The organism is Erythrobacter westpacificensis, assembly GCF_039542285.1.
Classification (GTDB): domain Bacteria; phylum Pseudomonadota; class Alphaproteobacteria; order Sphingomonadales; family Sphingomonadaceae; genus Alteraurantiacibacter; species Alteraurantiacibacter westpacificensis.
Genome location: NZ_BAABHV010000022.1, coordinates 205,131 through 218,738, shown reverse-complemented (window position 1 = coordinate 218,738; position 13,608 = coordinate 205,131). Strand labels below are relative to the sequence as shown.

12 protein-coding genes and 1 tRNA gene are annotated in these 13,608 nt (G+C 64.6%); all 13 read right to left on the bottom strand.

The window, feature by feature from the left end; all coding sequences use genetic code 11:
• Window positions 1-44: 44 nt before the first annotated feature.
• The 13 genes from ABFX23_RS16220 to ABFX23_RS16160 all read right to left on the bottom strand — a co-directional run bounded on the left by ABFX23_RS16220 (window position 45) and on the right by ABFX23_RS16160 (window position 13,607).
• The gene (locus ABFX23_RS16220; protein ID WP_346034016.1) at window positions 45-953 is read right to left on the bottom strand and encodes an NAD-dependent epimerase/dehydratase family protein; all 909 of its coding nucleotides are present in this window, start codon (window positions 951-953) and stop codon (window positions 45-47) included.
• Window positions 950-2,083 carry a glutamate 5-kinase gene (gene proB, locus ABFX23_RS16215; RefSeq protein ID WP_346034015.1) on the bottom strand — a complete coding sequence of 378 codons (1,134 nt, stop codon included), beginning with the start codon at window positions 2,081-2,083 and terminating at the stop codon, window positions 950-952. The genes ABFX23_RS16220 and proB overlap by 4 nt, the downstream gene beginning before the upstream one ends.
• 57 nt (window positions 2,084-2,140) lie before the next feature.
• Window positions 2,141-3,205, bottom strand: a complete 1,065-nt coding sequence (gene obgE, locus ABFX23_RS16210; protein WP_346034014.1) for a GTPase ObgE — start codon at window positions 3,203-3,205, stop codon at window positions 2,141-2,143.
• 68 nt (window positions 3,206-3,273) lie between these two features.
• Window positions 3,274-3,349: transfer RNA gene (locus tag ABFX23_RS16205), tRNA-Ala, on the bottom strand.
• 106 nt (window positions 3,350-3,455) lie between these two features.
• A complete protein-coding gene (locus ABFX23_RS16200) occupies window positions 3,456-4,379 on the bottom strand; it encodes a hypothetical protein (protein WP_346034013.1) in 924 nt (307 codons plus the stop codon).
• A 170-nt stretch (window positions 4,380-4,549) separates the two neighbouring features.
• The gene (locus ABFX23_RS16195) at window positions 4,550-5,329 is read right to left on the bottom strand and encodes a Bax inhibitor-1/YccA family protein (RefSeq protein WP_346034012.1); all 780 of its coding nucleotides are present in this window, start codon (window positions 5,327-5,329) and stop codon (window positions 4,550-4,552) included.
• 130 nt (window positions 5,330-5,459) lie between these two features.
• A complete protein-coding gene (locus ABFX23_RS16190) occupies window positions 5,460-6,260 on the bottom strand; it encodes a pyrroline-5-carboxylate reductase family protein (RefSeq protein WP_346034011.1) in 801 nt (266 codons plus the stop codon).
• Window positions 6,261-6,292: 32 nt separating this feature from the next.
• A complete protein-coding gene (locus tag ABFX23_RS16185) occupies window positions 6,293-6,799 on the bottom strand; it encodes a type III secretion system chaperone family protein (RefSeq protein WP_346034010.1) in 507 nt (168 codons plus the stop codon).
• Between the two features lie 158 nt (window positions 6,800-6,957).
• On the bottom strand, window positions 6,958-8,565 hold the full coding sequence (locus ABFX23_RS16180) for a tetratricopeptide repeat protein (protein WP_346034009.1): 1,608 nt from the start codon (window positions 8,563-8,565) through the stop codon (window positions 6,958-6,960).
• 65 nt (window positions 8,566-8,630) lie between these two features.
• Complete coding sequence (ftsZ, locus tag ABFX23_RS16175; RefSeq protein ID WP_346034008.1) at window positions 8,631-10,304, bottom strand: cell division protein FtsZ; 1,674 nt, start codon at window positions 10,302-10,304, stop codon at window positions 8,631-8,633.
• A 108-nt stretch (window positions 10,305-10,412) separates the two neighbouring features.
• Window positions 10,413-11,708, bottom strand: a complete 1,296-nt coding sequence (gene ftsA, locus ABFX23_RS16170) for a cell division protein FtsA (RefSeq protein WP_346034007.1) — start codon at window positions 11,706-11,708, stop codon at window positions 10,413-10,415.
• Entirely contained in the window at window positions 11,708-12,646 is a 939-nt protein-coding gene (locus ABFX23_RS16165) for a cell division protein FtsQ/DivIB (RefSeq protein ID WP_346034006.1), read from the bottom strand. The genes ftsA and ABFX23_RS16165 overlap by 1 nt, the downstream gene beginning before the upstream one ends.
• Window positions 12,633-13,607, bottom strand: coding sequence for a D-alanine--D-alanine ligase (locus ABFX23_RS16160; RefSeq protein ID WP_346034005.1), 975 nt, complete (start codon window positions 13,605-13,607; stop codon window positions 12,633-12,635). The genes ABFX23_RS16165 and ABFX23_RS16160 overlap by 14 nt, the downstream gene beginning before the upstream one ends.
• Window position 13,608: the final 1 nt, after the last annotated feature.

Sequence of the window (13,608 nt, the reverse complement as noted above, 5' to 3'; positions counted from 1 at the left end):
CATGTAAATATTCGCAAGTGCCCGGTCGGACCTTACAGACAATTTCATATCCAGCCGTTCTGGCGATACCAGCGCGCCGTTTCGGCAAGTCCCTGCCGAGTATCGACCTGCGGTGTCCACAAATTGGCGGGCACGGCCTTGTCCGCGCTGCTGGTCCAGTCGGGATGGGCCATGTAGCGGGCCCGGTCGGGCGTAAGCTTGGCCTTTGCCCCTCGCAACAACCGGTCCACCTTCGCAGCGCCCATCAGCACGGAGCGTGGGACATTCGGTGCCCATACGCGCCTGCCCATCGCCACACCGATTGCCTTCGCCATTTCGGTATGGCTCCAGCCACCCTGTCTTCCGTCGTCGGGTTCCATCACGCGCGGCTGACCATCAGCGGTGTTGGCAGCGAGGATCAGCAGCAGGCGGGCAAGGTCGCTGACGTGTATCATGGACGCACGCCCCTGCGGCGGCATCGGCACCACGCCCCACTTCGCGGCCCTGAAGACATCGAGGATTTCGGTGTCCCTCGGACCGTAGACGGCGGGAGGACGCACTATCGTCCAGTCGAGGCCGCTGCCCTCCACCACTTGTTCGGCCCCGTGCTTCGACTTGCCATACAGCGAAAGGCCAGGCTCCCGCGCGGCAAGGGAGGAAACGTGAACCAAGCGGCGCACGCCCTGCGCCTGCATCGCGGCCACGACATTGCCGGTGCCGGTCACGTTGCCTTCGACAAAACCGGCGGCGTCGGGCGCATTCACGACACCTGCGATATGGATGACGGCGTCGACATCGCGGACGATGCTCGCCAGCGCATCGGCGTTCGACAAATCGCCCTTGATCCAGGTTACACCTGCCCGTTCCGCTTGGTCGCGGCGCGTGAGTGCCTTTATGGGAACGCCTCGCCCGGTTGCCTCATCCAGAACGGCCTGGCCGACAAAGCCCGTGCCGCCGGTGATCGCGATGGTCACAACAGGACGAGGTGATCCCGGTGGATCACAGCCGAGCGCGGCGTATGGCCGAGGATATCCTCGTGCTCCTCGCTGGAATGGCCGCGGATCGCCACGACATCGGACCAGTCGTATTCCACCACGCCCTTCGCAATCATGCGGCGGTTCTCGTCATAGACAGGCAGGATGTCGCCGCGTTCGAACTCGCCTTCGACTTTCAGGATACCTGCGGCAAGAACGCTCTTGCCATTGCTGAGTGCTTCGACGCAACCATCGTCCACGGTGAGCGCGCCGTTGAAACGCATCCGTCCGCCGATCCACGCACGGCGGCCGGTGTCCTCGCGCTTGGGCAGGAACAGGGTGCCCGTCTGCCCGGCCAGCGCGCGGCCCATCGGCATTTCGTGCTGCCCGTCCATGATGGCGAGCGCAATGCCGGCGCGCTCCGCGATTTCGGCGGCCAGCAGCTTTGCTGTCATGCCGCCCGATCCCAGGCCGGAACCGGAGCCGCCATCGGCCATGGCATGAATCTCGTCGGTCACGCCGCGCACTTCCTCCAGCCGGTTGGCTTCGGGATCGTCGGGGTGGCGATCATAAAGGCCATCAACGTCTGTCAGCAGGATCACGCCGTCGGCGTCGCAGGCCTGCGCCACGCGGGCGGCGAGGCGATCGTTGTCGCCAAAGCGGATTTCGCCGGTGGAGATCGTGTCGTTCTCGTTCACGACCGGCACCACGCCCGATTTCAGCAGGCGGCGCAGCGTGGCGGAGATGTTGAGATAGCGGCGACGATGCTCGAAATCATCCAGCGTCAGCAGCAGCTGCGCGGCGACCATGCGCCGTTCGGTCAGCAGGCTGGACCATGTGGACGCGAGCGAAATCTGGCCCACGGAAGCGGAAGCCTGTGCTTCGGCCAGCGTGCGCCTGCCGCCGTGGGTGAAGCCCAGCTGCTTGGCACCGATGGCAATCGCGCCGGAACTGACCACCACCACTTCCTGACCACGCTCCTGCGCGGTCACGATTTCATTGACGACGGTGCGCAGCCATTCCACGCGCACTTGCCCGGCGCCGTCCACCAGCAGGGCGCTGCCGATCTTGATCACAAGTCGGCGGCATTTTTCAGGATCGCGAAAGTCGTCGAGTGTTTCGATAGGCATGCGCGGGGAAATAGGGGCTGGCCTGCCTTATTTCCAGCAAAGTTTCGAAATTGGTCCCTAGATGGGCGACCAGGGTTTCTCTTCCTCTGGCTGTTCGCCTTCCGCTTCGACGGTTCCTGGCTGTTCGGTAGAGGTACGAGAGGGAAGGTAGCCCAGCACCGCATCGAGCAGCTCGTTGATGCCGTCGCCAGTTGCGCCTGAGACCGGGAAAACCTCGTCCGCGCCCGCTTCGATCAGTTCTGCGGCAAAGCCCTTGGCCAGTTCGGCATCGGCCAGGTCGATCTTGTTCAGCGCGACGATCCGCGGCTTGTCATCAAGGCCCGCGCCATAGGCTTCCAGCTCGTTCTCGACGATGCGCATGGCCGTGGCCGGGTCTTCATGACTGATGTCGATCAGGTGGATCAGCACCCGGCACCGCTCGATATGGCCGAGGAACCTGTCACCGATTCCAGCGCCCTCGGCCGCGCCCTCGATCAGGCCGGGAATGTCGGCCAACACGAATTCGCGGCCCTTGTGGCGGACCACGCCCAGCTTCGGGATCAGCGTGGTGAAAGCATAGTCGCCCACCTTGGCCCGTGCATTGGACACCGCGTTGATGAAAGTGCTCTTGCCCGCATTGGGCAGGCCGACAAGGCCCACGTCCGCCAGCAGTTTCAGCCGCAGCCAAACCCACATTTCCTGTCCCGGGATACCGGGCTGGTGCTGGCGCGGGGCGCGATTGGTGCTGGTCTTGTAACTGGCATTGCCGCGACCGCCCATGCCGCCTTCCAGCAGCACGACGCGCTGGCCTTCCTCAGTGAAGTCGGCGAGCACCTCTTCCTTGTCCTCGCTCAGCACTTGGGTGCCGACCGGAACCTCGATCACGAGGTCTTCCGCGCCCGCGCCCGTCCGGTCCTTGCCCATGCCGTGGCCACCGCGCTTCGCCTTGAAGTGCTGGTTGTAACGGAAATCGATAAGGGTGTTGAGGCCCGGCACGGCTTCGAGCACGACGTCCCCGCCCTTGCCGCCGTTGCCGCCGTCGGGGCCGCCGAACTCGATATACTTCTCGCGCCGGAAGCTGACGGCACCGGGGCCGCCCGCGCCGGATTTGAGATAGATCTTGGCCTGGTCGAGAAAATGCATGGCGCGCCTTTATGCGCTTTTGGGCGATTTCACCACCCGCTAAACGGTCATCGCTCAGCAGAGGGTACTGGTGGAGCCGAGCGGGATCGAACCGCTGACCTCGTCATTGCGAACGACGCGCTCTCCCAACTGAGCTACGGCCCCGTTCCAGTCTCGCCTCGCCAGCCGGGCTTCCCCCGTGCTGAAGCGGAAGCGCATTTAGCGGCTCGCAGGCGGCCATGGAAGGGGGAATTTCTTCCCCCTGACCACGTTACTGGTCGGCGTCGCTCGGTATCGGCTGCACGACAGGCGTACTGGCTGCCGTATCGTCGACATTGATCACCGGGATAAGGGCGCCTGTCTCGCTATCGGGCACGGCCACAGTGTCTTCCGGAACGTAGCCCTGCACGGCCACGCCGGCGGCGCGCTGCTGCGAGGGGGTTCCATACAGTGCCACCCATCCCGGCTGCGAGGCACCGTAGCGCTGGCCGTAGCGCTGGTCCCACTCATTCGATGCCATCTCGTAGGCCTCGTAAGCCGAATAGAACTGCTCGAACGCCATTTCATAGCGCTGCAGGCCACTGATCGCGAACGTTGCAAAGTCGGCAGGCCGACTGGCCAGGTAATCGTTCGCCACGGCCAGCGCCGTAGTACAGAAATGCGACCGTGCAGGCGGGGACGCGAAATAGTTGTAGAGGCTGGTGGAATGCGTTTCCCGCAGCCGGATCGCCGCGCGCCGGACGTTGCTGCGCGCCGTCGATTCACCCTGGTTGGCAAGAGTGTCTCGCGCAATGTCCTGAAACCGTGTTTCCAGCGCGGCATTCGCCGAATCCAGCGCGGTATCTTCTGCCCGCAGCATTTGACCATAAGCCTCGAGGATCGGGGCATGGGCGTCTCTCATGCAATTTAGCGCGGCCACGTTCCAGCCGGAACGGAAGTGCCAGATGGCCTCGTTCGTCTCCAGCCCGGTGTTGATCGTCTGGCGCGTGCCGAACGCATCCTTCTCCGGAATTTCCATCCGGTAAGCCGCCTGGGGCGGGGGCACGGGGCGATAGGGAATGGCTTCCACGACCGGCGGCGGCGGAGGGGGCGGAGGGGGCGGCGGCGGAGGCGGCGGAGGTGTTGCGCAAGCGGCCAGGAGCGCAATGCCGGTTGCAGCTGCAATCGCGCGGATCGTCAATGGGGCTCTTGTCATGATATTAGGCTAAATCCCTCTCGCGCCACGGTTGTTCCACCGCAGGCATGGTTAATTGCGGACCACTTTAGCGAGGCAGGAAGGCAAAGAAAATGCCCGGAGCGCACTATTGCACTCCGGGCATCCCGTTTCCGATTCAGCCTGCCGCAACAGGCTTGAAACTTGCAGTCCTATTCGCGTGCGGCACCCATGAAGCGCAGCAGGAAGAGGAACATGTTGATGAAGTCGAGATACAGGCTCAGCGCGCCCAGGATCACCATTTTGCCCAGCGGATAGGCCGCAGCGGCAGAAGGGTTGGTCATCTTGAGCTGCGAAATGGCGATGTATTCATGCTTGAGGCGCTGCGTATCGTAGGCGGTGAGGCCAGCGAAAATCAGCACGCCGAGCGCCGAGATCGCCAATTCAAGACCGGGCGAGCCGATCAGGAACGCGTTCAGCAGCGAAGCGATGATCAGGCCGATCACGCCCATGATGAGGAAAGATCCCCAGCCCGAAATATCCTTCTGCGTGGTGTAGCCGAACAGGCTGAGACCAGCGAAGGCACCTGCCGTTGCAAAGAACGTCAGCGCGATCGAGGCACCGGTGTAGACAAGGAAGATCGTCGACAGCGACAGACCCATCAGCACCGCGAAGCCCCAGAACATCGCCTGAAGCGTGCCGGTGGAGAACTTGTCACGGCCGAAGCTCATCGCAAAGACGATCGCCAGCGGCGACAGCGCAACCAGCCACATCAGCGGCCCCTGCGCGAACTGCACCGCGAGGCCGCTCTGCGCGGTCAGCAGGGCGACGATGCCGGTCAGCAGCACGCCCGATGCCATGTAGTTGTAGATCGAGAGCATGTGCTTGCGCAGGCCTGCGTCGAAGGTCGTACGGCCAGCGACATCACCCGTCTGGCTCGGCGACGCACCGAAACCCTGGCGGGTCGTACGGTTGTCGTTCCAATTTGCCATGTTTTCCAAAACTCCTTTGGCCCGGCCTCACAAAGCGGACCGGATTGAGCATAATATCGGCATAATGCGAGCGATTTTCAAGGAAAACCGGACGCCGATCCGGTCACCTCCCGTTAACCGTGAAAGTGGCTCAATCGCGGGCTTCGCGCGACATTTCCACGCTGCGGTCGCGGGCTGCGCGCAGGCACTTGGTCATGAGCTGGATCATCGCCTGGTCCTCGTCCAGCACATCCAGCCCCTTGCGTGTCACGCCGCCGGGGCTGGCGACCATGTCGGCCAGCTTGCCCGGATCGTGCTCGGACTGCGATGCGAGGGCGGAGGCGCCTTCGGTCATGGCGATGGAAAGGTCCGTCGCCTGCTTCTCGTCCAGCCCGAGGCGCACAGCGGCGACCTTCAGCGCGTCGATGAAGCGATAGACGAAGCCCGGTCCGCTACCGGCCAGCGCCGTGACGAGATCGAACTTGTCCTCGCCAACCCAGCTTGGCGTGCCGAGGTGCGCCATGAACCGGTGCAGCGTGTCGCGGCCTGCGTCGTCGAGACCATGTTCGGCCAGCGCGACGGGAGCCTTGCCAAGGGACACCGCGAGATTGGGCATGACCCGCACGACGGAGCCTGCATCCGGGAAGTTCTTGGCCAGCGTATCGAGCTGGACACCGGCGAGGATGGAAAGGATCGTGGTTTGCGGCCCGACGAGCTTTTGCAGTTGCGGCGCGACATCGGCGAGCATCTGCGGTTTGACGCCGAGGAGGATGGCATCGAACTGGCCCTCCTCCGGCAATTCGCGCTGTACCGGAATGCCGCCGGGCAGTTCCTCGCGCATCGGGTCCATCACGGTGAAGGTCTTCGCGGGAACCCCGCCCTTCAACCAGCCTTCGAGCATTGCCCCGGCCATGTTGCCGCAGCCTACCATCAAAATCGATTCGTAAGTCATGGTGCAATCACTTGGCATGCCTGCCTGCGAAATCAAGCTTCCCCGGCGGCATCCACCAAAGCTGCGTCCAGCGCATCGCGCGGGCTCTTGTCCCCCCACAGCACGAATTGGAAGGCGGGGTAGAAGCGGTCGCACTCCGAAATCGCGGATTCCACCGCCATCTGCGCCATGTCGATGCTGAGCATCCCGTCGATGCCCAGCATCAGGCCGTGACGGTAGATGATCATCCCGCCTTGCGACCACAGGTCGAAATGGCCGAGCCAGAGCTGCTCGTTGATGCGCGAAAGGAGTTCGTATGCCTCGCGCTTCTTGCCATCGGGCACCCGGATCTCGGGCAGGCAGATGATTTGCAGAACCTTGTCTTCCGTCCGCCAGATGCCGCGCACCTGGTAGCTGGTCCAGGCTCCGGGGACTTCCCCCGTCACCTCTTCATCGCTGACCTGCTCGGTGGTCCACCCGTGCGCCTCGAACAGCGCGGCGAGCATCTCTACCGGGGCGGCGTCGTGAGTCTCCTCTATCATTTCGCGGGTGGTCGTCATTGCGATGGGGCCTGCCGAAACGTCATGAGTTGCTTAATGCAGCGGCAACCAACCTCGGCGCAATCCGGGGTCCGAAAATCATCGGGCAAAACCCATCTCGCCTGTTGGCAAGATGTGAACAAGGCTCTGGACAACTTGGGCACAAGTCCCGCGATCAATCAGTCAATCGACTGAATTTCCTCGCCTTCTTCACTACTGAAACGGAAGCTGTCGACCCCTTCGGCGGCGAGCGCGCTCACCATCTCCTGCGCCGCGCGCGCACTGGGGTATGGCCCGGTGAGCAGGCGGTTCGTCTGCCCCCACGACGCGGTGAAGGGTTCGGCATCGTCCAGCAGGCCGCCGGAATTGCGCACGATGCGCCGCCAGTCGAAGCGGAAGGCGGAGGTATCCTGCCCGGTAGCAACCTGCACCCAGTGCCGCGCCGGATGTGCGGGCGGTGGCGGTTCGGCAGGCGCCGGACGTTCGCGCGGAGGCTCGATCGTGGTGATATCGACGGCGCCCGCCCGCGATGGGAGAGGGGCGTCTTCGAGAGTGAAATCTGCAAAGGCTTCTGCCAGGTCGACCGCCTCCGCTGGAGGTTCTGGCTGCGACTGCCGGGCCACTTGTTCGGCGAGTGCGGAGCGGGGGCTTGCAGTTTCAGTCAGCGAGAAAGAGGGTTGCGCTTCGCTTGCGGTAGCGGACTCCGGTTCCTGCTCCAGTGTAGCGACCACTTGCGGTTCGGCAGCGGTGGCAACAGGATTGGAGGCGGCAGGCGGCGCATTGTCGGCCAGCGCGGGAAGTTCCCCGGAAGCAGGAGATGCTGCCGGGGCCGTGCTTTGCGCTGCGGGGGCTTGCGCTGCGGGGGCTTGCGCTGCGGGGCTTTGCGTCGACGGGCCAAGCGGTTCTCCGCTAGGGGCCAGGCGATCGCTGGGGCGCCTGCGAGATTGCGTAACCGGAGCGGCGTCATCGCCCTGCTGGGCGTAAGCGGCGATCTCGGCGCTATCGCGGCCGACTTCGTTCTCTGCGGGAAAACGACCGAGATTCGCGGCGGCCGCCTGCTGCGCGCGAGTCAGCCGCGGCATGTAACGAAGGTAGGGCGCGAGCCGCTGCGAAATACGCGGCGGCAGCATGGTTTCGGCAATCGCGATAGCCTCCTCGTCCCGGCCCCTGATCGCAAGGGCAAAGGCGCGGGCGCGGTAAGCTGCGCGGTCCTGCCGCTGCAGCAACGGCAACAGCGTCGCCTCCGACGCTTCTGCGTTGCCCGCAACGGCGTAGCTGAGAGCCAGTCGCCGCAGGACCTCCCCGTTCTCTTCCTGAGACAGCGCAAGGCGATATAGCCGCTGCGCGCGATCGTTTCTGCCGACGAGATCGTAGGCCAGGCCGCGCTCCGCTGCATGCGGAGACATCGGCTCTCCGGCAGCTTCGGCATTGCGGAACAATTGCAGCGCCGTCACCGCTTCGCCGCGTCGCACGGCAACTAGCGCAAGGCCGACGAGCACGCGCCCGTCCTCCGGCGCGACAGCCTGCGCCCGCGCGAAGAACCCCAGCGCCGCGTCGACGTCATCCAGTTGCAACGAGGCGCGTCCCGCCGCCACCAGCGCGGGCACGCTTTCCGGATTGCGCGAAAGCCGCCGCAGCGCGTCGTTCAGGTCCTCCGCCGCAGGATCGGGCAGGGCCTGGACGATGGCCTGCGCCTGCACCGGTGGCGCCGAGGCGATACCGGTGACAGCAGCAGCAGCGACGCTGGCTGCACAAAGGACGGGATTTCGGAAAGGCACGCGTTTCATTCGCCGCCCATTATACAGCCCTCGCTTAATGGTGCGAGAACGGTTCGACCGATTTCGAGCGCGGCTTACTGGTTGTTCTGCCGTCCGAGGAAGCGCGGAATGCGCATCGCACCGCCGCGATCGTCGTCATCGTCGTCCTCATCGTCCTCGGAATCGGGCGCCTGGCGCGAGAGATTCGCCATGCGTTCGAACAGCGTGCTGCCACCGGCCGCCGGAGCTGCATCCCTGCCCGAAGATGCCGGGGACGGCGAGGGCGCGTCCGCATCGCTCTTGTCGGTCTCCGCTGAACCAACAAGCATCCGGGCGCGCCGACCGCCGTCTTGCGAGGCTACCGGATCGTCCGCTTCCGCAAGACGGCTGGCATCGAGCAGCAGTTCGTCCTGCCCGGTGTCGCTGTCGTCGGTTTCGTCGGTCAGGTCGAGTGCATCCTCGTCCTCAGCGGTAGCCGCGGGTTCGTCATGGGTCTTGCCGAAACCCTCTTCCTCGGCGATGCCATAGCCGGTGTCTTCTGCAGGCTTGGGCAGACCTTCGCCCTCGCCCTCGCTTTCGTCCGAACCGTAAGCTCCGGAAACCGCGGAAGACGCGTCACCGCCGTCATTTTCGGTTTCTTCGATCATCGCAAGATCAAGCGTGTCGTCATCGCCGCTATCTTCCGAGAAATCGTTACCCGTTTCCTCGGCGGCATTGTCGGCCGGGATCGCCAGGCCGGGCTTGCGCGGACCGCGAGCGGAAGACAGATCCAGCGGGCGCGCCGTATCGCGCCGCACTTCGCCGGTCTGCTCGATACCCGTGGCCACAACGGAAACGCGGATCTTGCCGTCGAGTTCGGGATTGAAGGCCGAACCCCAGATGATGTTCGCTTCCGGGTCCACCAGTTCGCGAATGTGGTTCGCAGCCTCGTCCACTTCCAGCAGCTTCATGTCCTCGCCGCCGATGATCGAGATGATCACGCCCTTGGCGCCCTGCATGGAAACGCCGTCCAGCAGCGGGTTGGCGATGGCATGTTCGGCGGCTTCCAGCGCGCGGTTTTCGCCTTCGCCCTCGCCCGTGCCCATCATGGCCTTGCCCATTTCGCCCATGACGGAGCGCACGTCGGCAAAGTCGAGGTTGATGAGGCCCGGCATCACCATCAGGTCGGTGATGGAGCGAACGCCCTGCTGCAGCACCTCGTCGGCAAGCTGGAAAGCTTCCTTGAAGGTCGTTTCGGCCTTGGCCACCAGGAACAGGTTCTGGTTGGGAATGACGATCAGCGTGTCGACGTGCTTCTGCAGTTCCTCGATCCCGCTTTCGGCGGCCCGCATCCGGCGCGTGCCTTCGAACAGGAACGGCTTGGTGACGACGCCGACCGTCAGGATACCCTTGTCGCGCGCGATTTGGGCGATGACGGGGGCCGCACCGGTGCCGGTGCCGCCGCCCATGCCGGCGGCGATGAACACCATGTTCACGCCTTCCAGCGCGCGCTCGATTTCCTCGACCGTTTCCTCTGCCGCCGCGCGGCCGACTTCGGGACGCGAACCGGCACCCAGACCCTGCGTGATTTCCGGGCCGAGCTGGATGCGGTGCTCGGCCGAAGAGCTGTTGAGCGCCTGCGCATCGGTGTTGGAGACGATGAAGTCCACACCTTCGATCTCGGCCTCGATCATGTTGGCGATGGCATTGCCACCTGCACCGCCAACGCCGATCACCGTGATACGGGGGCGCAGTTCGTCAACTGAAGGCGGGCCAATATTGATGCTCATTATTTCGTCTCCTGGGCAGGTCTCGGATTTCTGCCATCCGTATCCTTGCCATAAAGGTTAATTCTAAAGGATGCTGTCGCCAGCACTATCCACAGTTTGAAACGTCGTTCAGAAATACTCTCGCATTGCGCTCCAGGCGCGCATCAGCGTGGTGAGCGGGCCATAGCTGCCTGTCGTGGTAAACCGTGATCCGATGGCGCGGATGTCCACCGGGTCCTCGGCAGCGTAGAGCACCAGCCCCACCAGCGTCGCGAAGCCGGGCGCACTATGCGCTTCGGGCAGTCCTTTCAAGGCCACCGGCCTGCCGATCCGCACCGGCACGCCCAGCACACCCTGGGCGTAGTCGGCAAGGCCCGCCAGTTCCGCGCCGCCACCGGTGATGACCACCTGCCGCGCACTGGAACCCGGCGCGCTGCCGGTGAAGCCCATGGAATCGAGCGCCTTGCCAACATCGCTCATCAGCATGTCGAGCTCGCCAGTGATGACGCCGATCAGGTCCGACCTCGGCACCTGCCCCGCTGAATCGCCCCCGCGCGCGACAGGTCGCGAGCCGTCTTCGGTGGGGGTGGCCACGGCGATCATCTCGCGGTGGTCCGTCGGGCTGGCGATGGCCGAGCCGCTGACGCACTTCAGCCGCTCCGCCTGGAAGCGGCGGATCGAGAAAGCGGAAGCGATGGCATCTGTAATGTCGTTGGAACCGCGCGGAATGGCAGTCAGGCCCACCAGCATCCCGCCCGCGTAGACCGAGACATTGGTAACTTCGCCGCCCAGTTCCACCATGGCCACACCAAGGTCGCGCTCTTCGGCGGTGAGGCAGGCGTATCCCGTCGCCAGCGGCGATGCGACCACGCCTTCCACGTCGAGGTGCGCGTTCTGCACCGCTTCTGTCACGTTGCGCACCGGCGCCCCATCGGCCAGCATCACGTGCACGTCCACGCCCAGCCGTTCAGCATGAAGGCCCTTGGGATTGGAGACGCCATGCGCCCCGTCGAGGAAATAGCAGGCGGGCTGCGCGTGCAGCACGGTCCGGCCATCGGGTTGCAAGGCCTCGCGCGCGGCGACCAGCAGCGCCTCGATATCCTCTTCCTCGACGCGCCTGCCGCCGATGCCGATCTCTATCGGGCGGATTTCGCTGGCAAGGCCCGCGCCGGAGCATCCGATCCACACCGAATCGACGCTCGTCCCAGCGAGCTTTTCGGCCCTCTCCAGCGCATCGCGCACGGCGTAGGTCGCGGCGGCCATATCCACCACGTAGCCGCGCTTGATGCCCTGGCTGGCGCGGTGGCCGCTGCCCAGCACCTGCATCTCTCCGTCTTCCGTCAGCGCGGCGATCATGGCCGAGACGCTGAAGGACCCCACATTCACCGCGCCGAAGACGCGGGCAATTCGCTGGCTGGACGACATCAGGTTTCCTCCCCCCGTTCCTCGGCCTGCTGCTGCGCCTGCATGGACAATTCCTGCGCCTCCGAACGGCCCGGCACATGCATGTACATGCGCGGCGGGTTGCGCATGTCGAAACTCGCGACTTCGCCGCCGATCAGACGGTGCACGCCGTCGGCCTGGGCAAAGCTGATCAGGGCTGCGGCGGAACGATCCTCGCCTTGTGGCAGAGCCAGCCGCTGGCCGGTATCGAAGGTGAGGTTCCAGCGGCGGTTACCCACCCATTCGGCTCCCGTCACCTTGCCCTTGAGCGCCGGTGCTGCATCAAGCAGCGCGTCCAGCGCCTCGACCTGGCTTTGCGCTGCCGGCCCCTCGATAAGCAGGTATTCCGCCGCATCGCTGCGCGAAATCGGCTCCAGCTCGACGCCCGTCGGATCGATCAGCATCAGCCGGTCCGCCTTGCGCAGCACCGCGTGTGGCTGGCGTTCTACGATATCCACTTTCAGCACATCGGGAAGCTGGCGCGAGACGCGCGCATCTTCCACCCACGGCAATTGCAGCAGGTCCTCGCGCAGGCCGTCCATATCGACCCGCGTCATGGCAAGGTCGCGTTGGCCGAAGGCACGTTCGTGCACCAGCATTTCGTTCATCCGCCGGGTTCCCTGCACATTGACGGAACGCAGCTTGAAACCGGCGTTGCTGGCGACCTGTGCGAAACGATCCGCAGCCACAGTCGTCGCACCAGACACTTGCGCCAGCCAACCAAGACCCAGCAGGGCCACGCCAAGGATCAGCACCGTGAACGTCTTCTGCAACTGCTCCTCTGTGAAAGGCAGCATTCCCAGCATCCGCCCGAGGATCGACTGTCCCTTGCGCCGGGCAGAACTCACCTTGCGGCTGGTGCCTTGCGCGCGGGCCTGGCGGCGCACGCCCTTGGTGTTGCGAGAATTAGTCCGCGCCATGGCCCAGTTTTCCTGATCGGCGCAGCGCGTCCTCCACGATCATCTCGCACAGGTCGGGGTATTCGATGCCGCAGTATTTCGCCTGCTCGGGCACCAGGCTCAGCGGCGTCATGCCCGGTTGGGTGTTGGTTTCCAGCAGGAACAACCCTTCCTCGCCGCGCTCGTCGTCCCAGCGGAAATCGGAGCGGGACACGCCCTCGCAGCCGAGGCGGAGATGGGCCTGCATCGCGTATTCGAGGCAGAGCCGCTCTATTTCCGGCGGCAGGTCGGCCGGGAAGATGTGCTCCGTCCGCCCCTCGGTGTACTTGTTCTCGTAATCGTAGAACCCACTCGCCACGATCAGCTCGGTAACGCCCAGCGCGCGGGTGCCGGCGGGCGTATCGATCACGGCGGTGGTGAGTTCGCGGCCACGAATGAACGGCTCTGCCAGGAGGGTGGCGAAATCCTGCCACGGCCCCTTGGCATCGCGGCTGATGGGATTGCCGCAATCGCTATCATCGGTGACGATGGCAACGCCGACGGACGAACCTTCGTTGACGGGTTTCAGTACATAGGGCCGCGCGATCGGGTCGCCTTCGTAGAGCTCTTCCGAACGAACCACGCGGCCGCCCGGCATGGGAATGCCGTGCGGCACCAGCGCGTGCTTGGTCAGTTCCTTGTCGATGGCGATGACGGACGTTGCGAGGCCAGCATGGGTATAGGGAATGCCCATCAGGTCCAGCATGCCCTGCACCGTGCCGTCCTCTCCCGGCGCGCCGTGCAACGCGTTGAACACCACGTCCGGCGCGGCCTCGGCAATCCTCGCGGCAACGTCTCGATCCATGTCCAGCCGGGTGACACGGTAGCCCTTGCCTTCCAGCGCATCGGCCACGCCCTTGCCGGACGAGAGCGAAACCTCGCGCTCGTTGGCCCAGCCGCCCATCAGGACGAGGATGTGGAGGTCTGAGGGTAGCTTGGTCATG